This window comes from Microcoleus sp. FACHB-68 (assembly GCF_014695715.1).
GTDB lineage: Bacteria > Cyanobacteriota > Cyanobacteriia > Cyanobacteriales > Oscillatoriaceae > FACHB-68.
On record NZ_JACJOT010000017.1, the window covers coordinates 193,156 to 215,619 of the forward strand.

21 protein-coding genes are annotated in these 22,464 nt (G+C 47.3%); 12 read left to right on the forward strand and 9 right to left on the reverse strand.

The genetic code is table 11. The annotated features are described in order from the left end of the window. Positions 1-5: 5 nt before the first annotated feature. From H6F73_RS23200 to H6F73_RS23215, 4 genes are all read right to left on the reverse strand, one after another. Positions 6-3,323 carry an EAL domain-containing protein gene (locus H6F73_RS23200; RefSeq protein WP_347239606.1) on the reverse strand — a complete coding sequence of 1,106 codons (3,318 nt, stop codon included), beginning with the start codon at positions 3,321-3,323 and terminating at the stop codon, positions 6-8. 773 nt (positions 3,324-4,096) lie between these two features. Then, positions 4,097-5,683 carry a type II CAAX endopeptidase family protein gene (locus H6F73_RS23205; protein WP_190761125.1) on the reverse strand — a complete coding sequence of 529 codons (1,587 nt, stop codon included), beginning with the start codon at positions 5,681-5,683 and terminating at the stop codon, positions 4,097-4,099. 241 nt (positions 5,684-5,924) lie between these two features. Then, entirely contained in the window at positions 5,925-6,551 is a 627-nt protein-coding gene (locus tag H6F73_RS23210; RefSeq protein ID WP_190761126.1) for a hypothetical protein, read from the reverse strand. A gap of 105 nt (positions 6,552-6,656) precedes the next feature. Then, positions 6,657-6,953 carry a hypothetical protein gene (locus tag H6F73_RS23215; protein ID WP_190761127.1) on the reverse strand — a complete coding sequence of 99 codons (297 nt, stop codon included), beginning with the start codon at positions 6,951-6,953 and terminating at the stop codon, positions 6,657-6,659. Between the two features lie 55 nt (positions 6,954-7,008). On the opposite strand from H6F73_RS23215, the gene H6F73_RS23220 reads away from it, so the two are divergent. The 10 genes from H6F73_RS23220 to H6F73_RS23265 all read left to right on the forward strand — a co-directional run bounded on the left by H6F73_RS23220 (position 7,009) and on the right by H6F73_RS23265 (position 15,731). Beyond that, positions 7,009-7,362: a hypothetical protein gene (locus H6F73_RS23220; protein WP_190761128.1), complete on the forward strand. Its 354-nt coding sequence runs from the start codon at positions 7,009-7,011 to the stop codon at positions 7,360-7,362. A gap of 261 nt (positions 7,363-7,623) precedes the next feature. Further along, complete coding sequence (psbB, locus tag H6F73_RS23225; protein WP_190761129.1) at positions 7,624-9,156, forward strand: photosystem II chlorophyll-binding protein CP47; 1,533 nt, start codon at positions 7,624-7,626, stop codon at positions 9,154-9,156. Positions 9,157-9,280: 124 nt separating this feature from the next. Further along, entirely contained in the window at positions 9,281-9,388 is a 108-nt protein-coding gene (locus H6F73_RS23230; protein ID WP_190761130.1) for a photosystem II reaction center protein T, read from the forward strand. A 132-nt stretch (positions 9,389-9,520) separates the two neighbouring features. Next, a complete protein-coding gene (nrdR, locus tag H6F73_RS23235) occupies positions 9,521-10,087 on the forward strand; it encodes a transcriptional regulator NrdR (RefSeq protein WP_190761131.1) in 567 nt (188 codons plus the stop codon). Between the two features lie 266 nt (positions 10,088-10,353). Then, the gene (locus H6F73_RS23240; RefSeq protein ID WP_190761132.1) at positions 10,354-11,466 is read left to right on the forward strand and encodes a 30S ribosomal protein S1; all 1,113 of its coding nucleotides are present in this window, start codon (positions 10,354-10,356) and stop codon (positions 11,464-11,466) included. A gap of 119 nt (positions 11,467-11,585) precedes the next feature. Then, positions 11,586-12,323: an HAD family hydrolase gene (locus tag H6F73_RS23245; protein WP_190761133.1), complete on the forward strand. Its 738-nt coding sequence runs from the start codon at positions 11,586-11,588 to the stop codon at positions 12,321-12,323. A 79-nt stretch (positions 12,324-12,402) separates the two neighbouring features. Then, entirely contained in the window at positions 12,403-13,665 is a 1,263-nt protein-coding gene (gene metK / locus H6F73_RS23250) for a methionine adenosyltransferase (protein ID WP_190761134.1), read from the forward strand. Positions 13,666-14,055: 390 nt separating this feature from the next. After that, positions 14,056-14,346, forward strand: coding sequence for a hypothetical protein (locus H6F73_RS23255; RefSeq protein WP_190761135.1), 291 nt, complete (start codon positions 14,056-14,058; stop codon positions 14,344-14,346). 463 nt (positions 14,347-14,809) lie between these two features. Then, the gene (locus tag H6F73_RS23260) at positions 14,810-15,247 is read left to right on the forward strand and encodes a DUF4278 domain-containing protein (RefSeq protein WP_190761136.1); all 438 of its coding nucleotides are present in this window, start codon (positions 14,810-14,812) and stop codon (positions 15,245-15,247) included. Between the two features lie 100 nt (positions 15,248-15,347). Next, positions 15,348-15,731 carry a YkvA family protein gene (locus H6F73_RS23265; protein ID WP_190761137.1) on the forward strand — a complete coding sequence of 128 codons (384 nt, stop codon included), beginning with the start codon at positions 15,348-15,350 and terminating at the stop codon, positions 15,729-15,731. Between the two features lie 22 nt (positions 15,732-15,753). Here the strand turns inward: H6F73_RS23265 and H6F73_RS23270 are convergent, their stop codons facing one another. Beyond that, positions 15,754-16,518: an SIMPL domain-containing protein gene (locus tag H6F73_RS23270; RefSeq protein ID WP_190761138.1), complete on the reverse strand. Its 765-nt coding sequence runs from the start codon at positions 16,516-16,518 to the stop codon at positions 15,754-15,756. 792 nt (positions 16,519-17,310) lie between these two features. Here H6F73_RS23270 and H6F73_RS23275 point away from each other — a divergent pair. Both H6F73_RS23275 and H6F73_RS23280 read left to right on the forward strand, forming a co-directional pair. Further along, positions 17,311-19,068: a HAMP domain-containing sensor histidine kinase gene (locus H6F73_RS23275; RefSeq protein WP_199330745.1), complete on the forward strand. Its 1,758-nt coding sequence runs from the start codon at positions 17,311-17,313 to the stop codon at positions 19,066-19,068. A gap of 532 nt (positions 19,069-19,600) precedes the next feature. Then, positions 19,601-20,788 (forward strand): 50S ribosome-binding GTPase, encoded by a 1,188-nt coding sequence (locus tag H6F73_RS23280; RefSeq protein ID WP_242072632.1) that lies wholly within the window; start codon positions 19,601-19,603, stop codon positions 20,786-20,788. A 19-nt stretch (positions 20,789-20,807) separates the two neighbouring features. Here the strand turns inward: H6F73_RS23280 and H6F73_RS23285 are convergent, their stop codons facing one another. The 4 genes from H6F73_RS23285 to H6F73_RS23300 all read right to left on the reverse strand — a co-directional run bounded on the left by H6F73_RS23285 (position 20,808) and on the right by H6F73_RS23300 (position 22,412). Then, positions 20,808-20,996: a hypothetical protein gene (locus H6F73_RS23285; protein ID WP_190761139.1), complete on the reverse strand. Its 189-nt coding sequence runs from the start codon at positions 20,994-20,996 to the stop codon at positions 20,808-20,810. 130 nt (positions 20,997-21,126) lie between these two features. Further along, the gene (locus H6F73_RS23290; RefSeq protein WP_190761140.1) at positions 21,127-21,690 is read right to left on the reverse strand and encodes a Uma2 family endonuclease; all 564 of its coding nucleotides are present in this window, start codon (positions 21,688-21,690) and stop codon (positions 21,127-21,129) included. Positions 21,691-21,813: 123 nt separating this feature from the next. After that, on the reverse strand, positions 21,814-22,161 hold the full coding sequence (locus H6F73_RS23295) for a type II toxin-antitoxin system RelE/ParE family toxin (RefSeq protein WP_190761141.1): 348 nt from the start codon (positions 22,159-22,161) through the stop codon (positions 21,814-21,816). Continuing rightward, entirely contained in the window at positions 22,158-22,412 is a 255-nt protein-coding gene (locus H6F73_RS23300; protein WP_190761142.1) for a hypothetical protein, read from the reverse strand. The genes H6F73_RS23295 and H6F73_RS23300 overlap by 4 nt, the downstream gene beginning before the upstream one ends. Positions 22,413-22,464: the final 52 nt, after the last annotated feature.

Sequence of the window (22,464 nt, forward strand, 5' to 3'; positions counted from 1 at the left end):
CGTCTTTAGCAAAGAAGTTTTGCCTCACTAATTAATTTCTTCAGAGGAAACTCCCCCAGCCCGTTTTCTGAGCCGGCAAAATTTGTGAGGTTAAACGGCTCCGGTTTCGCAATGCCATAACCCTGAGCATAATCAATTCCTATTTGGGTGATTTGTTTCAAAATTGTTTCATTTTCCACACACTCAGCAATGGTTTGAATTCCGATCACATTGCAAATTCGATGAATCGATTCGACCATTGCTAAATCTATCGGGTTTTCTACTATTTTTTTCACAAAATTGCCATCTATTTTTAGAAAATCAAGCGGTAAATGTCTGAGATAGGCAAACGAGGACATCCCACTGCCAAAATCATCTAAAGCGAACCGACAGCCGATTTCCTTCAGCGACTGAATCAGATCTCCTGTTTTCGTCCAGTTGGCAATTGCAACTGTTTCTGTAATTTCAAAACAAATTCTTTGCGGCGGGATTTGATGGAGAAGAAACTGTTCTTGAAGAAACTCAATGAACTGCTCATCATGAAGGGTAGATCCTGATAGATTAATGGCATACAAACTGTGTTTTGATCTGTCAGGTTGTTGTGCTTTTTCCGGTGGGTATCCCTCCTGCCGGCCCGTTCCTGAACCGTGATTTATCAGCGGCGATAAATGAGCAAAAAGTGTGCGGATCACCCAGCGGTCAATCGTTTGCATTAAATGGTAGCGCTCCGCTGCTGGGATAAATGCCATTGGTGAAAACATCTGTCCCGTCTTATCTTGCAGGCGCACAAATACTTCATAATGTTCTACACCGGCACTAGAATTAGCAATCGGAATAATTGGCTGATAGTAAAGGCAGAACTGATTGTTCTGCAACGCTTGGTTAATTTTTACAACCCACTGAATTTCACCACGATGCTGGGCTAATTCGTGGTCATTGGCTTGGTAGACGTGGACGCGATTGCGACCTTGATCTTTGGCGGTGTAGCAGGCTGTATCCGCATCACATAAAACACTCGAAGCGCTTTGCGTGTCAGAAGTAATCGCAACTAAACCAATACTGACCCCAATGGAAAAGGTTTTATCTTGCCAGACAAAGCGCAATGTCTGAATGCTCTGCAAGAGGGACTCAGCAACCTGTACAGCCTGTGACTCTGAACATTGATAAAGCAGCACGGCAAATTCATCACCGCCAAGACGCGCTAAGGTATCAGTTTTGCGAATTCTACTTTTAAACTGCTGGCTGACTTGACGCAGCAATTCGTCACCGGCAATGTGACCACAGGTATCATTGACAATTTTAAATCGGTCGAGATCCAGATATAACAGAATGTGCGGTTGACTGCCGGTTTTAACCTTAAAAATAGTTTGTTCTAATTGATATTCAAATTCGCGCCGATTCACCAAACCCGTAAGCGCATCGTGATTCGCCTGCCAAGATAATTGGCGTGCCATATCCCGTGTTAGGGTACTATCTCGGAAAACGAGAACTGCACCGATAATGCAACCATCACTGGCATGGATGGGGGCAGCGGAATGATCAATCGCGCACTCGTGGCCATTGCGGGCAATTAAGACGCTGTGGTTCATAATTTCTACCACTTTGTCTTCACGCAAGGCAATCTCGGCGGTATTATCCACCGGCAAGCGTGTGATTTCGTTAACAATCTGAAAGACATCGGTTAAGGGTAAGCCTTTTGCCTCAGCGCTTAACCAACCCGTTAGATGTTCAGCCACTGGGTTGAGTGACTGAATTCGGCCCGATGCATCTGTGGTAATGACGCCATCGCCGATTGATTGCAACGTGACTTGCGCCAGTTCTTTTTCTTCAAAGAGTGCTTGTTCCATGCGTTTGCGTTCAGTGACGTTGCGCTGCACAGACACCCAGTGGGTTAAGTTGTCTTGTTGATCCGTGACGGGGACGCTGTTGAGTTCGACCCAATATTCAGAACCGTCTTTGCGATAGTTAATTAATTCCACGCGCACCGGCTGCCGGTGTGACAAGGCGGTGCGGATTTTGACGATTTGCCGGAGATCGCTATTTGGCCCGCGCAAAATATTCGGCGTTTGGCCAATAATTTCTTCGGGTTGGTATCCGGTTAGCTGCGTAAACGCTTCGTTGACATAAACGATTTTGGGATCTGAGGCATCATCGCACCCTGCGTCCATAATCACGATGGCGTCGTTTGCGTTGACAACGACCGATTCCAGCAAGCGTAAGCGCTGCTCAGCTCGCTCGCGGGTGGCCATCTCATTTTCTAATCGAGCGATCGTTGTGTTCAGTTCAGCGAGTGCGTCTTTGAGTTCGCCCGTTCGCTGTTCAACGGCGACTTGCAACCCATCAATGACGCCAGACATTTCCATTGGATCGAGCATCCGCAGGACATTTGTTTGCGTGACGATTCCCAGCAGTTCTCCGTGGCTGCCGGCGACAACCAAGCGCCGCACATACCGCTGATGCATCTCTTGATGGGCCACCCACAGGGAATCTTGGGGTTGCAGACAAAATAGCGGGGAACTCATCACGTCTTGAGCCGGCAAGAGTGACAAATCTAGTTCTAATGCCTGAAACTGCACGATATCTCGCTCTGTAACAATTCCCAAGGGGAGGGCAAATCGAGAATTGTCGCTGTTTTGCATTTCCCGTTCCTCGGTAATTACGACACAGCTGACGCGGTGTTTGCTCATCAGTTGGGCGAGACTCAGGACGGATGCACTGATCGGCGCTTGAATTACCTCAGCATTCATCACTTCGTCCACTCGCCGCATTTTTAGCAGGTTAGCCGGTTGCAGCATCGCTTGCCTGATACTTTCCGGCGTGACGACTCCGATTAAGTGACCTAGCTTGTCTGTAACGGGCAAGTGGCGAATTCGGTACTGACGCAGCAACAGTAGCAATGTGAAGATATCTTGAGCCTCAGATTCCTTGAGGGTGATCGCCGGTTGAGTCATAACCTCAGCGATGGGAATCTCGTTTAAGGGAGAACTCTCTGACGCGTTCAATTTTCCAGAAGCGATTAACTGCACCAGATCCCGTTCAGTAAATATCCCTTGCAATACCTCGCCTGCCGGTGATCCCACCTGTCTGGGTTCTTTAATGAGGACACAGCTAGCTCTCGCTTCGCCCACTAAACTCGCTTGCATGGTTTCAAGGTCGAGGGATGGGTTGAGGCTTTCAAGCGGGCAACTGCTGCGTATTTGTCCCATCAACGCTATCACCTCTATGAGGGGCGTTTGAGGGGCAACAATTAGAGGGTATCGGTCAATCACCTCGTCTAGTTGCGGCAGATAGATAGGATGGTTGTTTCGCTGCATATTTAATTCAGGTTGTGTAAAGCGTTGCACAGGGCCGGCAATGCCTTTTCCCTGCCAACAATTTATAAATCACGTAGCATCTTTGTAAAAGCTTTATGAAAGGTCTCTTCAACAGATGCCCTGCCTTGAAAAGCTTTTATTTAACTGCTGTTTATTTTTTCAGGATACGAAATAGCGCCGACTCACGGACGTAGCCCACGCTTTAATTGAAAGATAGCCTGAAATTACTGTAAAATGTAAATCAATATTTTAAGTTTAACAAAAAATAAAGTTCTATTACTTATAATAAAACTCCCATCCTGCTTTGTGATCCCGTTGCCTCAATGGCTGGGTTCTCACAATCCAGTTAAAAGCCAGCTTTACCTCATCAGGATTCATCCTGATTTTGCCATCCTTGTCCCTCCTTATTTCTCAATTTTGTTTTTTTCTGCTGCTCTCCCTGTGTCTAGTTAATTTTCTAGGTAGAAAGCGCTCTTGGGGCTGGCTCCTGCTCGCTTCCTCTAAAAATGGCGAGAACCCTACAATTTCTCCTATTTAACCAACAGCAAATCTACTTAAAAAACTTTTGATTTTAAAGCAAAAAAACGCGCAATCTACCAGATTTTTGTAGAGATTGGGGTGAATCTGTAGCCGCTTAAAATCAACTAGGGCTAGTTAGACGAGTTTCCTGTTTCTCAGCTACAAATCAGTTAAGCAGCACCGATAGATTAGCAGATTTTTTGGGTGAATCTGTAGCCTTTGCCACAGAAACACAAGACACTTTTATCTTATTTCCCCCGTGGGATCGTAGATAAAAATGGCGCTTATTTAGAACCGCTGCCCAAAATAAACAAGCTGAGTAAGGTGCCGGTGTTCCAGAGGCTATGAAGCAGCATTGGAGCCAATAAATTGCGCGAGCGAGTGTAAATAAATCCCAAGACTGCGCCTAGTGTTGCCAGCGGCAGCACTTCAGATACATTTAAGTGAGCGATTGCAAATAGCAAGCTGCTCGCTGCGATCGCGCCCCACACCGGCACGTAACGCGTGAGAGAGGGCAGCAAAAACCCCCGGAACATGAGTTCCTCAAACACCGGCGCACCAATGGATGCCGTTAAGAAAAACACCGCCAAGGCTACATTGTCCTTTCCTTCCAAGGCAATGGGAAGAATGGGATTACTACCCCCTTGTCCTTGCCAAAGCCGTTGGTTAATCAGCGACACCGCAACTACCAGGGGCAACGCCACTAAGTAACCGCCGGCACCCCACAAAAACCAGTTTCCGCGCCAATCAAAGCGAAACCAACTTTCTGGCAGCGGCAAATAAGGCTTTACAGATAAATAAATTACCAAAAGCCCTCCCGACGCCAACAGTATATAACTGGCGAGAATGTAGAAAGCTTTAGAGCGCACATCAAGAGTTGCAGGGTTAATATCAAGTGCCGAATTTAACAGCCCTAAACTCAGTGGCACCACAATTTGTCCGACAAAGAAAAAACCAACGATCAGAACTTGCCAAATCGTTTCAGCATCCCAAGGCGTTTCCCAAGAAAGATCCCCATGCTGAGCCAGCAGAGATTCTTTTCCCTTTACAACCCGCTGTGCCAGCAAAAAGATCAGTAAGCCAACTCCCACGAAGAAGCCTATCGTCGGAATTCCGCCAATAATTGCTAATTTTACGGCTGCTTGTTGGGCAACTTCTTGTTCTTCTGCTTGCAGCGTTGCCAGTACATTCGAGCGTTCCTGCACTTCATAGAGGCGGGATAACGCTTGATAGCGAAACCACCCATCGAGATTCTCTTGGAGCTGCGGCTCAGCGTCGGGTAAGATGCGGGAATTCCAGAGTTCGCGCAACACGCCGGCTGTTGTCACGAATGGTTGAGCGTTAGGGCGGTTGCTGGATCGCTCGACTATTCCTGTCCAAGTTGTGAGTGCGGCTTCTGTTTGAGCTTTGTGAGCTTGCAAAACACCGATCCGCAAATCAAGTTCATCAATTAATTTATCTAGCCGATCAATCGATGCCTGCAACTGCTGTGGAGACTGCACAGCGGTTTTAACCGGCGGATTCTCTGGTGCCGGCGGCTTGGGTGCCGGTGGGATTGCCGCTGTTTGGGCAAGTTCGAGTTGCTGTTGGGTGGTTTCCAGAGATTTCTGCGCTGACTCGCGTGTTTCCTGATACTGCTTGAGCGCTGTTTCAAAGGCATCATCCCCAATCAGCGTCTTGCGGGCATTTTCCACGCCGGCTGCTTGATCGCCATTCCCCCGCCACTCTGCGGCATGGAGGATGAGATTGGTTTGGTACAGTTCCAGCCGGCTTTGAATCTGGGGTTGGTTCCAGCTTTGTACGAGAGAAGCGCTGACTAGGAAGAGCGCCAGTATTGTCAGAGCACCTAAAAGCAACCGCTTGATTGTCATCCATCCCTCCGTAATCGGTACTTGCCTGATTCACCCGTATCTAATCATACAAGGGCAGTAAAGTACCGCTTGATCCAAGCTTAAGCAAAGGTCTAGTAGAGGGGGAGTGCTGAGTGCCCAGTGGGAAAGGAGGAGAAAGAGCGAAACTATTGAGTTTCACTCTACCAGCAATGAATCTAGAATTCGGAGCTGCCGGCGTTCCAAATCAGATGCCGGTGTCACAATGAATATTTTTTAGGGGCTACTTTGGCCAAGAAAAGGTATCTAAAATGATGTCAACACCTGTTTGCTGATCACCGTCAGCCACTCCATCTCCATTGTCATCGATTAAATAAGCACTAAAGAAATAGCATTGAACTTCAACTTTTTTATTACCTGCTTCTTGAGAAATTAATAAATTTAAAGTTCCAGATTCCATTGCACATTTCGTTTCATATTCTTTAATTTTATCTGGAGATTGATCCCGTAACTTTCCTAAAATATCTTCGCATTCGCCTTCGCTACAAGACCACGAACTCCCAAAAGTCGCTTCTTCACCCGGAAACGGCAAAACGGCTAAGGAATCTCCAGACCTAGAACCATCTGGCTGCTTTTCTCCCCAGCAAGCAACCATCACTTTTCTCGCTTCGCCCTCATTGGCAAATACTTGCAAGCCTAATGTATTGTTGTCTTGACAGTTCGCTTCGTATTTGCTGATTTGTTCTGGCCACTGTTTGCGTAATTGCTCTAGAAGATTCTCACAGCTTTGCTCCCCACAGTTTCCTAGAATTGCCGGCTGTGCACTGACAGGAAGTGAGAAAGCGAAGCCACTAGCTGCCCAGGTGGCTGCTGTTAGTAGACCTAAAATATTAAACGCTTTAATTTTCATAAATATTTCCTCGATAGATATTCTTAAATTAAGAATTTAGCCGATTTTAAATAGAATGCAAATAGTTTCGTCCCTGCTCAATGACAGTTCAACGCGCTAAATTCGTCAACAAGTTGTCCTCAACCCGTCGTCAATGAGGCAAAGATCCTTGAGATCATCAGCTTGACACTTAGGAAGTGGACTTGAGCGAATGGCCCAACGCATCCCAATAGAGAGGGGAATGCCGCAAAGAATGTCTAGGGGAAAGTTTAGGGGTTTTGGGGCTAGGAAGGCTACTGCCGGCACAGATACTACGATGAGTTGTCGTTGCCGGTGAAACAGGAAGCCGGCACCCACCTTCACAGGATCAGGAGACTTAACCTTAAAATGAGTAAAAACACCCAAAGAACAGGTATCTTGCACAACGGTGTCCCTTAAAAGGGCATAATTCCAAAAAACACGGTGGCAACGAAAGTCTGTGAAATACTTTTTTCTATCAGATGGATGGACGATAGGGCGAGTCTGGGGAGCCGAGGGGCTGTGGAACGAAATGGCTTGGCGGCGTCAACCCAAAATTGAGCAAATGGATCTTTGTCTGATTGAGCCAGAGGAAAGAATGTGGCTCTATCGCGTGGAAGATGCGGTTTTGATGGTGGAAGTGAAACCGCTCGCTCCAGAACCGGGCGAGCCGGCGGCAAAGAACATCGGACAAGTCGTATTAAAACGCCTGATCAGCGGTGATCAAGTCGTTGAGCGACTTTGTGCTGCCGGTGCGACGTGCCAACTGGGAGGGGCCATTGTAGAACCAACCGGCACCAATGAGCAAATATAACCGTGTTAACCCTATTCAGTAGGCTGGCGGTGCCGGCACTATCCCTATCAATTTGCTTGCAATAGGGTCACTCAATGGTTACACTTCTTTAAATACTACTCATATTTCGAGAACGCACTGTCATGCCTGCCCATGCGGTCTGGCAAACAAGTTTCTTGTTCAGCCGGCTAGCCTCAAGCAGATTAAGACTTTAGCACTTAAACACAAGACTGAAAGATAGCGTTCAAGTAGACATCTCTCATGGAGGAGGAAGCGTAGTCAATGGGACTACCCTGGTATCGAGTACACACAGTCGTTCTGAACGACCCAGGCCGCCTGATTTCTGTCCACCTCATGCACACTGCCCTGGTGGCCGGGTGGGCTGGTTCTATGGCTTTGTATGAACTGGCCATCTTTGACCCCAGTGATCCAGTCCTGAACCCGATGTGGCGTCAGGGTATGTACGTCATGCCCTTCATGGCTCGTCTGGGCGTAACCGACTCTTGGCGGGGTTGGAGCGTAACTGGCGCAACCGCAGTTGATCCGGGTGTATGGAGCGTTGAAGGCGTCGCTGCCGCTCACATCATCCTGTCTGGTTTGCTGTTCCTAGCTGCCTGCTGGCACTGGGTTTACTGGGATCTAGAACTGTTTAGAGACCCACGCACAGGCGAACCGGCGCTGGATCTGCCAAAAATGTTTGGCATCCACCTGTTCTTATCTGGTCTTCTTTGCTTTGGTTTCGGTGCCTTCCACCTGACGGGCTTATTTGGCCCTGGTATGTGGGTGTCTGACCCTTATGGGTTAACTGGCAGCGTGCAACCCGTGGCCCCGTCGTGGGGACCTGAAGGCTTTAACCCCTTCAATCCGGGGGGCATCGTCGCTCACCACATTGCGGCTGGCATTGTTGGAATTATTGCCGGTTTGTTCCACTTGAGTGTTCGCCCACCAGAGCGGCTTTATCGCGCCTTGCGGATGGGGAACATCGAAACCGTGCTCTCTAGCAGTATTGCCGCCGTATTTTTCGCAGCCTTTGTGGTGGCCGGCACAATGTGGTACGGCAACGCCGCCACCCCCATTGAACTGTTTGGCCCTACCCGCTATCAGTGGGATAGCGGTTACTTCCACCAAGAAATTGACCGACGCGTTCAAACCAGCTTAGCTAACGGCAACACCATAGAAGCTGCCTACTCAGAAATTCCTGAGAAACTGGCATTCTATGACTATGTCGGCAACAACCCAGCTAAAGGTGGTCTGTTCCGCGTTGGAGCGATGAATAGTGGAGACGGTCTGGCAACCACTTGGTTAGGCCATCCAGTATTCAAAGATAGCGAAGGTCGGGAATTAAACGTTCGCCGCATCCCCAACTTCTTTGAAACCTTCCCGGTCATTTTGACCGATAAAGATGGCATTCTTCGTGCTGATATTCCGTTCCGCCGCGCTGAATCTAAGTACAGCTTTGAGCAAGCCGGTGTAACTGTCAGCTTCTACGGTGGCTCACTGGACGGTCAAAGCTTTGATGACCCCGCCACAGTGAAGAAGTACGCCCGTAAGGCTCAGCTAGGCGAACCCTTCGACTTTGATCGCGAAAGCGTTGACGCTGATGGTGTGTTCCGGACTAGCCCTCGCGGTTGGTTCACCTATGGACACGCTTGTTTTGCCCTGCTGTTCTTCTTCGGTCACCTCTGGCACGGATCTCGGACTTTGTTCCGCGATGTGTTTGCCGGTATTGACCCAGACCTTGATGAAGAACAAGTGGAATTCGGTCTCTTCCAAAAACTGGGAGACAGATCAACCCGCAGAAAAGAAGTGGTTTAGAAACATTTCCGGTTTTGAGTTTTCAGTTTTGGTTAACCCACTACTGAAAACTCAAAATTCAGAAATTAACAGACCCATTCCCTTGCTAAAATATTCATTAACGAGATGAGCAGGAACTTCTGATATGGAAAGCGTTGCTTACATTTTGATTCTTACTTTGACGATCGGGTTGCTCTTCTTTGCGATTGCGTTTCGTGAACCCCCCCGGATCGACACCACTGGCAAGAAGTAAGCCTGAAAGTTTTTTGAACTCACCTGAGCCGTTAAAAGCTGTTGTTAGAGCATTATTATCTAGCTAACAGCTTTTGTCGCCGGCTCAGGTTTTGCCATTTACGCCCAGTGCAGACTGCCGAGAAAGCTAATCATGCGGTGTCCCTTCTGCCAACATACAGACAGTCGCGTTTTAGAGTCGCGTTCAGCCGAATCTGGCCAAAGTGTGCGGCGACGCCGGGAATGCTTGGATTGCAAGCATCGCTTCACAACCTACGAACGCATAGAATTTGTACCGATTACAGTCATCAAACGCGATGGCAAACGCGAGTCGTTTGATCGTTCTAAATTACTGCGAGGGATTGTACGCGCTTGCGAAAAAACCGGCATTCCTGCCATGCGGCTCGAAGAACTCGTCGATGAACTCGAAGCTGAATTGCAGCAGCAAACAGCCAGAGAAGTTAGCAGTAGCGAAATTGGCGAACTGGTGTTGCGCCAACTGCAATCTATTAGCGAAGTTGCCTACATTCGATTTGCCTCAGTTTATCGCCAATTCCAAGGCATTCGAGATTTTGTTGATACCTTAAATCATCTACAGAACCAACAAATTTCAGATGGGGAACCCGAAAAAATAGATAAAGCCCTGACTGGTGTTTGCCCGCCATCAGGAGATCCTAGCGGCTGGGAAACCTCAGCTTCTGGTTTCACTCCCCTTAACTAAGAAACTTGAGTCCTGTTCCCCAAATTTGAATATTTATTTTAAAATTTAAAATTTATCTGCCTCATTTCGCAACAGAGAAGGCAGGAAAGCTGTTCAGGAGCATATAGTCAAGTTATAATATCAAGTCTAAGCTTCAAGCATCGCAATTGGCTCTGCCATAAAAGAGGCTGGAGCGATGTAGATGTAAACTGCACCGTCCAAAGGTGTATCTACATCCGCAGGAGGCAAATTAAACTACGGAGATTAAGTCCTAGGAAACCAATCGCATGGTCAATCAGAAAACACCCGTCAAAGATGTTGGCTTTACCCACGAAGATTTTGCAGCCCTACTCGACAAATACGACTATCACTTTAGCCCCGGTGATGTGGTAGCAGGTACAGTATTCAGTTTAGAACCAAGGGGCGCTCTGATTGACATCGGTGCAAAAACAGCGGCTTACATCCCCATCCAAGAAATGTCAATCAACCGGGTTGACGCCCCGGAAGAAGTCCTGCAGTCTAACGAAACCCGTGAATTCTTCATCCTCACCGATGAAAATGAGGATGGACAGCTAACTCTGTCAATCCGGCGGATTGAGTATATGCGGGCGTGGGAGCGAGTGCGCCAGTTGCAAGCAGAAGATGCCACAGTTCGTTCTAGCGTCTTTGCGACGAACCGAGGCGGTGCGCTGGTACGCATTGAAGGATTGCGCGGATTTATTCCCGGTTCTCACATTAGCACCCGCAAGCCGAAGGAAGATTTGGTTGGAGAAGAACTCCCCCTCAAATTCTTGGAAGTAGACGAAGATCGGAACCGGCTAGTTTTGAGCCACCGCCGCGCACTGGTTGAGCGCAAGATGAACCGGCTTGAAGTTGGCGAAGTCGTCATCGGCAATGTTCGCGGAATTAAACCTTACGGTGCCTTCATCGATATTGGAGGCGTCAGCGGCTTACTGCACATCTCGGAAATCTCTCACGATCACATCGATACACCCCACAGCGTCTTCAATGTCAATGATGAAGTGAAGGTGATGATCATTGACTTGGATGCAGAACGAGGCCGTATTTCCCTTTCTACCAAACAACTGGAACCAGAACCGGGTGACATGGTGAAAAATCCCGATATGGTTTATGAGAAAGCTGAGGAGATGGCTGCCAAGTTCCGCGAACAGATGCGGAACAGACAGCAAGCCCAACAGCAATCTCAACAGCAGTCGGCCTCAACAGCCAGCGACACCTCTGAATCTGAAGAGGATCTGCCAGAGATAGCGGCAGAAGAAGCACCAGAGGTAGAAGCAGCGCCAGAGGTAGAGGCACAGGCAGCCCCAGAGGTAGAAGAGGCAGCGCCAGAAGTAGAGGCAGCCCCAGAGGAGGAATTAATCACCGCTGAAGAGGTGTAGATTCTTGAGCCTGAAGAACCGTGCAGCAGGCTTGATGACAAGCCGCGCTGCGCGATTGAGGGAATAATCCCTCTTTTTTTATATGGGGGTCATATTGGTGATTGATGGGAGTTGAGCGTTTGACGACAATTCAGTGTGGGGATGTCACATTCAAAAATATCCAGGCTGTTATTTTTGATAAAGACGGGACGCTGGAAGATTCAGAAGATTTTTTAAGAAACTTGGGCCAGAAACGAGCGCGGATGCTAGATGCCCAAATTCCCGGAATTGGAGATCCTTTGTTGATGGCGTTCGGCATTAATGGAGATCGTCTCGATCCCACCGGCTTACTAGCCGTTGGCAGCCGGCGGGAAAATGAAATTGCCTCTGCCGCTTATATCGCAGAGACAGGACGAGGGTGGTTGGAATCTCTTGAGATTACGCGTCGATCATTTGACGAAGCCGACCAAATGTTCAAAACATTTGCCCCGTCTCCTTTATTTGCCGGCTCTCTAGAGGTGCTAAAGTTCCTTTCAGATGCCGGTTTGAAACTAGCGATTCTCTCAGCAGCCAGCACACAAAGGGTGCAGAAGTTTGTCAAAGATCATCAACTAGAACCCTACATTCAGGTGCAAATGGGTGTTGATGAAGGGCCAAGCAAACCAGACCCGTCTCTCTTTTTAAATGTCTGTCGAACCTTAGGCGTTGAACCGGCGTCAACCCTGATGGTTGGTGATTCCCTGGCGGATATTGAAATGGCCAAACGGGCCGGGGCCGCCGGCAGCATCGGCATCTGCTGGAAGACACCAAAAGCTAGCCATTTAGAAGCCGCTAATGTTACGATCGCGCAACTTGATGAAATAAAAATCATCTCCTGAACCTCGCTCGCGCTGAGTGAAGTTTTATCAGTTTAAACACACGTTGTCTGCCTAGCCACTATCTGAGGAGGACTGATCCTTGACACGTCGCTACCTATTTACCTCCGAATCCGTTACCGAAGGGCATCCTGATAAAATCTGTGACCAAATCTCAGATACTATTTTAGACGCCCTGCTCGCTCAAGACCCCTCCAGCCGCGTTGCGGCAGAAGTTGTGGTCAACACCGGCTTAGTGCTGATCACCGGCGAAGTCACCACCAAAGCTCAGGTAAACTTCGTTGATCTAGCCCGGAAAAAAATTGCCGACATCGGCTATACAGATGCCGATAACGGCTTTTCTGCAAATAGCTGTGCAGTGATCGTTGCCCTTGATGAACAATCTCCTGACATCGCCCAAGGCGTCAACACCGCCCAAGAAACCCGCGAGGAATCCAGCGATGACGCTTTAGACGCAGTGGGTGCCGGCGATCAAGGGATCATGTTTGGCTTTGCCTGCAACGAAACCCCGGAACTGATGCCTTTGCCCATCTGTCTCGCCCACCGGATTTCCCGCCGGCTGGCAGCAGTCCGCAAAACCGGCGATCTGCCCTACCTGCGTCCCGATGGCAAAACGCAAGTCACCGTTGTTTACGAAGATGGACGCCCCGTCGGCATCGACACGATTCTGATTTCTACCCAGCACACGGCTTCAATTGGGGAAATTACGGATACGGCAGAGGTTCAGGCCAAGATCAAGGAAGATTTGTGGGCTGCAGTGGTTGAGCCGGTGTTTGCAGACATTGACGTGAAACCCGATGCAGAAACTCGCTTTCTTGTCAACCCCACCGGCAAATTTGTGATCGGCGGGCCTCAAGGAGATTCCGGTCTCACAGGTCGCAAAATTATTGTAGATACTTATGGTGGCTATTCCCGGCATGGCGGCGGCGCTTTTTCCGGCAAAGACCCCACAAAAGTAGACCGCAGCGCCGCTTATGCCGCTCGCTATGTCGCTAAAAATATCGTTGCCGCCGGCTTGGCACAAAAGTGTGAAGTTCAACTCAGTTATGCGATCGGCGTAGCGCGGCCCGTGAGCATGATGATTGAAACCTTTGGCACCGGCAACGTTGATGAAGACCGGCTGCTGGAAGTCGTGAAACAGCATTTTGAACTGCGTCCGGCTGGAATTATCAAAACCTTTAATTTACAACGCCTGCCGGCTGAACGCGGCGGTCGTTTTTACCAAGAAGTTGCTGCTTACGGTCATTTGGGACGCACTGATATCGACTTACCTTGGGAACAAACCGATAAAGCGCAGTTGCTCAAAGACGCACTGACTCAACCGCTTTCCGCTTCTGTGGGCTAGTTATTTACCCCAGATTTAAATAAATTTTCCAATACCCGTTTATTTAAACAAACGGGTTTTTTTATTTGTTAAGTTAGAAGCGGTTGGATAAAATAGGTATTCCTTTGGTAATAGCGATTAATCCCTGTTAAATCTAGGCGGTAAATCTAGTATTGATTCGCCTGGTTTAACTGATAAGATACGAGGCAGTTGGATTGCCGGCCTGAACCGAAACCAGCAAGCAGCGCAGTTGTCAAGACCGTTTTGAGCCGGCTTACACGTTTACGGAAACTCTCTATCCAGCATTATTGTAACTACAGCTAAATGAACGCGTAACCTTTGATGATTAAAAGCTTTTGACGAACTGCTTGTGTTAATCAATCAGGGTCTGATCCTAGAGGAGTCACCGAGATGAATCCGAAGCAGAGAGAAAAGTGGGCGAGAATCAGAAGATTGGGAAAGTCGCGCTATATGATTATCTACGGAATTTTCTTATGGGGGCTTCCCGTCGCTGTTTTGTATGTGTTCATCACCACTTTTCTCGATAATAACTTTTCCATTCAACAGGTTCTCCAATCTGCACTTTTGAGAAGACTGTTTTTTGCCAAACTTTTTATTTCACTCACTTTATTTCCAACCTGTGGCTTCGTATTGAGTTGGTGGCTGTGGGATTACAACGAGAAAAAATATTCAGACGAATAAATCCAACACTTATTTATATTGTGCCGGCATTAAATAGGAATTCTTCTCCTGTAAAAAGCGCATCTTTGTCTCACTGATTTCGAGCAGTTTGCGAGATTCTATTCAATAAGTAAAAATACTTATTGAATAGAATCTGACTCAGCAAAAAAAAATCATTTTCTCAAACAAAATAGCTCAATGCGCTCGCTTCAGTTTTGATAACTAGCAACCTAACCGCTGTCAAGATATCTTAACGTTTAGTATTAATTTGTGTGGTAAAATGATAACCCTTGGGGACGTAAAAATAACGTTCAACCTTTGTGGGGCATTTTGGTAGGAGCATCTATAGAATTGGCAACTAAGCGTCTCTTCTCAGGGCAAAGACTACCCTTTCACCGCACGTTTTAAAATCAGCCTTTTTTTAAAATCAGCCGTTTTCGCCCCTTTCCCATACCCTTGAATCCCTAGCGCAGAGGTGATAATTATGCCTTGGTCTTTCATGATTACACTGGGAATTGCTTTGGCAGTTACCTATATCTTGAAAAACTCTGCTGACGAAATTGCCTATCTCGCCGCATCAATTTTACTGGTGAGCTTAGTGGTGAGTTTGGTAATCGCACCTTGGCAGATTCAGGTGTTACTGCTCGTGCTTGCCTTAGTTAGCAGTAACCGACTTTTGCAGCCAAGCCGGCAGATCATCATTGAACCTGAACCCGATGAAAAAATAAAACTCAGTTATCGCGGAGTAGAATACGAACCAACCGTTCCCGTAGAAAAAGCGAAAGAAGGTGAAACTATCGTAAAATATCGGGGTCAAATTTGTAAAACCGACACCGAAGAAACGGCTCTAATGGTTCAACAAAATCAAGCTTTAGAACTCAAATATCGAGGGGCTAGTATACCAGGGGAAAAATCTCCTTAAGGGATTGCTAAAAAATTCTTCAGTAATCAGTAAGAATTTTCCTAATCCCGGCAGCATCTTTGTTTGATAGAATGCCGGGATTCGCATAAAAACGCATCCCATGCACTCACTCAAACAACTGGTAAGAAAGCTCAAAAAAGAAACCTGGGCGATTTATTTAGTGAGTAAAGATTCCAGAGTGCCTTGGTACGCCCGGTTCCTAGCTGCTGCCGTCGTTGCCTATGCCTTCAGCCCCATTGATTTAATTCCAGATTTTATTCCGATCATTGGATTTCTCGACGATTTGATCATTGTGCCGGCAGGAATTTGGCTGGTGCTGAAAATGATTCCCCCAGAAGTTTTAGCCGAATGCCGCGAGAAAGCAGCCACCGAAATGGCACAGGAAAAACCCACAAATTGGATAGCCGCCGGCATCATTGTAGCCATTTGGGTTTTACTGGGGGTTTTAACTGTTATTTGGTTAGGCGGCATTCTGAAACGTTAAATTTAACAGACTTGCCGGCTGTTTAATAACGAATTTGCAGCGTTACAAAAGATTGTACTTGCTGCTCTCCCCCCACCACTTGAGTGACAGAATTTTTCGCCTCTTGCGCTAACGGAACACCAACCGGCATTGGCATCGGTGGCATCGGCGTATTTGCAGCATTAATTTGAATGCCGACAATTTCCTGTGACTTAAAACTTAAGGTTGTAAAAACAGCATCGGCTTGTTTTTTAGCATCTTCCGTTGCTTCACCCAGCGCTAGCTTTTGAGCAGCTGCAATCGCTTCTTCTGTTGCAGTAAAGCTAATGCCGTCAATTCGCGTTGCCCCAGCTTTAATCGCATCATCCAACAGCGTTCCTACCTTATCTGTAGCAATTTCAAAACTGACAATGTTGCTGCCGGCATATCCATTCAAGCGTTGCTCGTTGTTTTGAAAGCTATAAGTTGGGCTGAGATTAATGCCGGCGGTTTTCAATTTTTCCACCTTCCGCTCCTTCAACAGTTTTACCACGGCTTCCGAGCGTTTCGCTACCTCCGGTTGCACCTGTGCGGCGGTTTTACCCTGAACCTCAACCCCCAAATTTACTTTCGCAATTGTTGCAGGGATGCTAACCTCTCCTTTCCCTGACACACTAAGAGTTCTCGGTAGGGGGGCGAAATGTCCAGTTTGCATTTGAGCCGGCACAGATTGGCACGCTGTTAAGCTGAGCAAACCTAACACTAACGACAAACTTTTCAAACGATTCCAGGCAGTGGATTTAAAGCCAGACTGTAGAGATAAATTCATAAAAGATTGTTTCCTGAGACAGAAATGGGTAAAAGCACATTTGGTGGCTTGTTTCCACTTTGCCACTGTTTCAGCCGGCATCTTCGATTGGTTACACTTTTGGAAACTACAGATTCCCAAGCCGCTCAAAGCTGAGGGCGCTCAACCATAAACACGCTGAAGTTTCCTGGCAGGCTGCTTCTGCCTTAGAAAGTCATTAAGTTTGCACCTTGGCTTTCTCCAAATCAGGCAAATGTGCTAATTTACTGCCATGCCGGTGCTAAAAAGAGTTTCAAGACTGATGTGTGCCGGCACTGACTCCCTAAAGTCGCTCTACCTAGCCGCCTTTTTTTATAAAAAACCCAATTTTTCAGGCAAAATTTTAATAATTCTCAATTTCCTGCCTGATGATTCTCTGGGATTCGTCAAATATTTAATTAAATTACTAAATCTTTATTTAAAAAAATATTTAAGCTTCCAGCCTTGAAATGGCTTGTGGTTTTATTACAAAAATCTAGGCGAAACACAGGAAAAGAATTATAATTTTATAGGCAATGGCAAAAAGCCGAAAAAAAAGTGCATCACTTACATATTTATTCGTTGAAACTTTAAGCCAAAATTGCCAAGCCAACCCTGATAAGAGCGAGATTATCCCGTAAACTAGCATAAAACAGTCGTGAGTCTGAGCTTTTTCAGGGCGATCCATTCTCGCGCAGTTCGGCCCCATAAGCTAGGATCGTCAGTGTCCGCTGCGATTGGGGAAATTTCACCTCACAATTGTTCGAGCCATGTAAAAGTTAACAGAGTAAACTGATGGGATCGTTTTTCGCTGGAGGTAAGGAATTTCTGCGGATGCAACCTCAACAGTCAACCCCTTCTGACGGAAACACAGAGAGCCAACAAGTTGTAACTGCTCAGCCCCCTCCAGAAAGCCAGCCCCTAAAATTCCTCCAACACTGGGAAACCAAAGCCCGTTCTTGGCGCATCCACCAAAAAATTGGTTACGGGTATTTCCTAGCACTTGGCATTGGTTTGTGTGGCTCACTTGCTGGGCTGATCGTTGCGGATTATTTCCAGGGACAAGGCGTAGAGGAACTTGCCGATGCCCATGTGCAAGCACAACTGTTGGGAAATTTTAAAGATGCGGCGATCTTGGCGCAGTTGCATGGCTCGCGGCTAGCTGCAATTGTGGAGGATGAAGATCGGCTGCAATTAGAAAAAACCCGCCTTTTTGAAAGTGTTGCCAAAGCGCAGAAGTTGCAGCTTGACATTGAAAGCTTTATCCAAAGTCATCCCCACCGGTTAGCCGCAGATCCCCCCACGATGCTGACTTTGATACAGGCTTACACAACGAGCTTAAAAGCTTACGCACAACAAATAGACTCAAGCTTGCAGCAAATCAACCCATCGCAATTGCCGTCAGAGGAAGTAGACTTAGCGCGGCAACAACTGCGGCTGCTTGTCACCGGCACGGAAGCCACGCAACTGGATCGTCTTTCAGAACCTCTGACAGAGCTGTTGAATATTTCTCAACAGCAAGAGCAGTTCGGGGAAATTGCGATGGAGGAGGCACAAGGACTTGAGAAACTAATTATTGTCGTGAGTATGTTGCTGTCGGTAACGATCGCTGCGGTTTTGGCGCTGCGTACCAGTCGAGCCATCGCTGAGCCGGTTGTCACCCTCACTCAACTTGCTGAGCGGGTGGCGAGAGAGTCTAACTTTGACTTGCGAGTGCCGGTGACAACCCAAGATGAAATTGGCTCATTAGCGATTTCTCTCAATCATCTCATCGAGCGAGTGTCCGAGCGCACCCAACAACTGCAACAGGCGAAAGAAGCAGCTGAAGCGGCTAGCAAAGCGAAAAGCCAGTTTTTAGCAAATATGAGCCATGAATTACGCACGCCGCTGAATGCGATCATCGGTTACAGCGAACTGCTTCAAGAGGATGTTCAGGATTTAGAAGTTGGTGATCTAGAGTTTGTTGAGGATCTGCAGTCAATTAATGGTGCCGGCAAGCATTTACTAACATTAATTAATGATATTCTCGACTTCTCAAAAATTGAAGCGGGAAAAATGCAGCTTTATCCAGAGAAATTTGAAATTTCGCCACTGATTGCTAACGTCATTGCTACAGTCAAGCCTATCGTGGAAAAAAATGGCAATGTTTTAGAGGTGAATAGTGATCACCAACTGGGGATGATGTACGCCGATCAAACTAAGGTGCGGCAGGTGCTTTTTAACTTACTGAGCAATGCTGCCAAGTTTACAACAAATGGCCGGGTAACGCTGACAGTGACTCGTGAGGTTGAAAGCATTCCTGAGTGGATTCACTTCTGCGTAAAAGACACAGGGATTGGGATGTCTTTAGAGGAACAGCAGCGATTATTTGAAGCCTTTATACAAGGGGACGCCTCGACAACGCGCAAGTATGGCGGCACGGGATTGGGCTTAGCAATTAGCCGGCATTTCTGTGAGATGATGGGCGGGGAAATTGCAATGGAAAGCGAGCTGGGTAAGGGTTCTGTGTTTACGGTGCGTCTGCCGGTGGCAATGAGTGATTACGAAAGTTAGTGGCAGTCAAAAGATTTTGTGACTGGCATCAGGTATCAGTCTAACCTGTTGGGTTAGCGGTAGCATCGCCGCGTACTAAAATTAATATTCTGGACTTTTGAAATTTATTCGATGAAGGAATTCTCGCTCTTTACCTTGAAACTGCCTCTCTAGTTAATATACCTGAAGCGATATTTCAAGCCCCTAGAGTTGGAATTTTACTCGGCTCTCTGATAGATAGAATTAGTTTAAACTCTCTGCTATTTTGGTGTGCATGACTGAGCAACATAATCCCAATTCATCGCCGGCTGATTCTCAGCAAAAAAGTGAACCGACTGAGGGTGTAAAAACTGAGCCGGTGAGCAATCCCTGGAAAAACCGCATTGCCGGTGCCTGGAACAAGGCAACAGATCGCGTAATGCGACATTCCGATTCATCGCCGGCTGATTCTCAGCAAAAAAGTGAACCGACTGAGGGTGTAAAAACTGAGCCGGTGAACAATCCCTGGAAAAACCGCGTTGCCGGTGTCTGGAACAACGCAACCGACCGAGTAATGCGACTTTTACCCATAGATGAAGCCGCACAGACGGCGACGAAATGGTTTAGTGTCAGTGATGAGCGGGTGGCAGAGATTTTGGCGGCGGTTCGCGCCGAATTGCCCACAACGGAAGCGCTTTTGATCGGGAAGCCTCAAGCGGGGAAAAGCTCGATTGTGCGGGGGCTAACCGGCGTGTCTGCTGAGATTGTGGGGCAGGGATTTCGCCCTCACACGCAGAACACGCAACGCTATGCTTATCCGTCTAATGACCTGCCGTTATTGATTTTTACCGATACGGTGGGGCTGGGAGATGTCAATCAGGACACTCAAGTGCTGGTTCGAGAATTGGTTGGCGATCTGCAACACAAGAGTCGCCGCGCCAGTGTTTTGATTTTGACAGTTAAAATTAATGATTTTGCAACGGATACTTTACGGCAAATTGCGACTGGGTTGCGCCGGCAGTATCCCGATATTCCCTGTTTGCTGGTGGTGACGTGCTTGCATGAGCTTTACCCTGCCGGCACAGCGGATCATCCTGCTTACCCACCCGACTATACGGAAGTTAACCGAGCGTTTGCGGCAATAAAGCAAGCCTTTACCGGACTGTACAACGGCGCTGTTCTCATTGACTTCACCCTGGAAGAAGACGGCTACACGCCGGTATTTTATGGCTTAGAGGCGCTGCGGGATTCTCTGGCAGAGTTGCTACCAGAAGCAGAAGCAAGTGCGATTTATCAGTTACTGGATCAGGAAGCCGGTGAGCAAATTGGCAACCTTTATCGGGATACTGCACGCCGCTACATTTTGCCATTTTCAATCATGGCAGCTGCGGTCGAGGCGGTGCCGTTGCCATTTGCGAGTATGCCGGTGTTGACTGCCTTGCAAGTGTCTATGGTGGGGCTACTGGGGAAATTGTACGGGCAGACGCTAACCCCATCGCAGGCAGGGGGTGTTGTCAGTACGATTGCCGGCGGCTTTCTAGCGCAGGCAATTGGGCGGGAAGTCGTCAAATTTTTACCGGGGTTTGGCAGTGTAATTGCGGCTTCTTGGGCTGCTGCTTATACTTTCTCGTTGGGTGAGGGTGCGTGTGTTTATTTTGGTGATTTAATGGGAGGCAAGAAGCCCGATCCTAAGAAAATTCAGTCTGTCATGCGAGAGTCGTTTAAGTCAGCGCAAGAACGGTTTAAGGGAATCAAACAGTGAGAAAATGCCGGCATTTGAATTAATGCCCCGCCTCGAAATCAGCGAGCGCTTCTTGGGCTAAATCTTCTAACTTACCCTCAGCAATATCTTCTTCTAATTGCTCGTTCCAGCACCGATTATCCACATCTAAAAACCATTGTCGAAGGTGTTGGAATTCATCAGGCGGTAGCTTAAGGATGGCGGCTTCTATTTTCTCAAGTGTCAGCATGGCTGTTGTAACTGATTGTTAGCTATACATTACCACTCTAATCATACCAAGCTTACCTGGAATCATTTCGGTTGCTGAGTGAGCCGGCACTTAAATTTCAGAGCCGGCATTTAAATTACCGCTTGTTATCTCATTCCAATAGCCAGCCAAACAATTCTCCTACTGTAAGTTGTAACTCACTTGCGAAAGCCGGCATCGGCAACTGAACCTCTAATTCATCAAATACCTCTATTTGCTGCGTCGGACAATAAACAAATACTGTTTGCTCATCTGGATCAATCAGCCAACCCATTTGAGTCTCATATTTCAGGCAATGCAGAATATTCTTTGTAACTTTTGTTTGGCTTTGATCGGGTGATAATATTTCTATTGTCCAATCTGGAGCTATCGAGAAAGTATTAGCAATTTCCCCATTCTCATCACGAGGAATTCTATTCCAGACAAAGACCGAAATATCGGGTACGGTTGATCGTCCACCAAAGGTGCAGCGCAATTCTGAGAATGCTCTAGCAATCCGTTTAGGCTTAAGGATTGCATTGATAGCACTAGAAAGTTCAGTCTGAATTGTGCTGTGTTTCCCCTGTGGCATCGGTTTCTGAACAATTTGACCGTTTATATACTCACCAGCCGGTTTAGTTGCCGGTATTTTCAGAAACTCGTCTAGTGTGATGGGTTTAGAGGGTGCCTGTATCATTTAAGGTTGCCTCCAGGGGTGCTTATACCTAGATATTGGGTGAAGAAGCCGGTGTTTATTTTAGTGATTTATGAGCAGTAAGAAACTAAATTCAAAAAAATTCAATTCGTTACTGCACCTCAGTTAAGTTTCGCCAGATTCCTCCTCGTTTCTACCGAGTGTCTGCTGTGCGGCGTGTCGGATATGAAGAATGCGAACGGTAGCTGCCTCTTTGCCCTCCACGATTGTGAAAAGGATACGATATAAATTGCGTCCTTGACCGTAGAGAAGTTGGCGAATTTCTTGGCTGAAGTATTCGTTTTCTCTTGCCAAAGGACAGCGCTTTGGCATTTCCGATAGAGACTCTATTGTTTTGAGCAAACCCTTATACCACAGACTTGCCCTTTCGGGAGAGGTAAGTTGAGACATCCATAAGAACGCATTGTCTGCTTCTGCCTCTGCCACAATTGAAATTTCAAGGCGATATTTCATCGATCAATTGGCAGGTTATACTTGCGATGTTGTTCTGATGAAAACTCGTCAAAAGAACGGAACTGTCCTGTTTCAAAATCATTCAATCCACGCTGAATGCCCTCAACAGCTTCTTGGGAGTCTTGCATTTCCCACTCTAAGATATTGGCTAGCAGTTCAGCCGCCACAAGGTTAAGAGCTTGCCCCTGTCGCGCCGCTTTCTCACGGAGTCTCGCTTCTACTTCTGGGCTAAGAGTAACGACAATCTCCATAAATTTACTTTCTCTGGCATTCTTTAAACACTATTTTAACAAAGTATGCTCC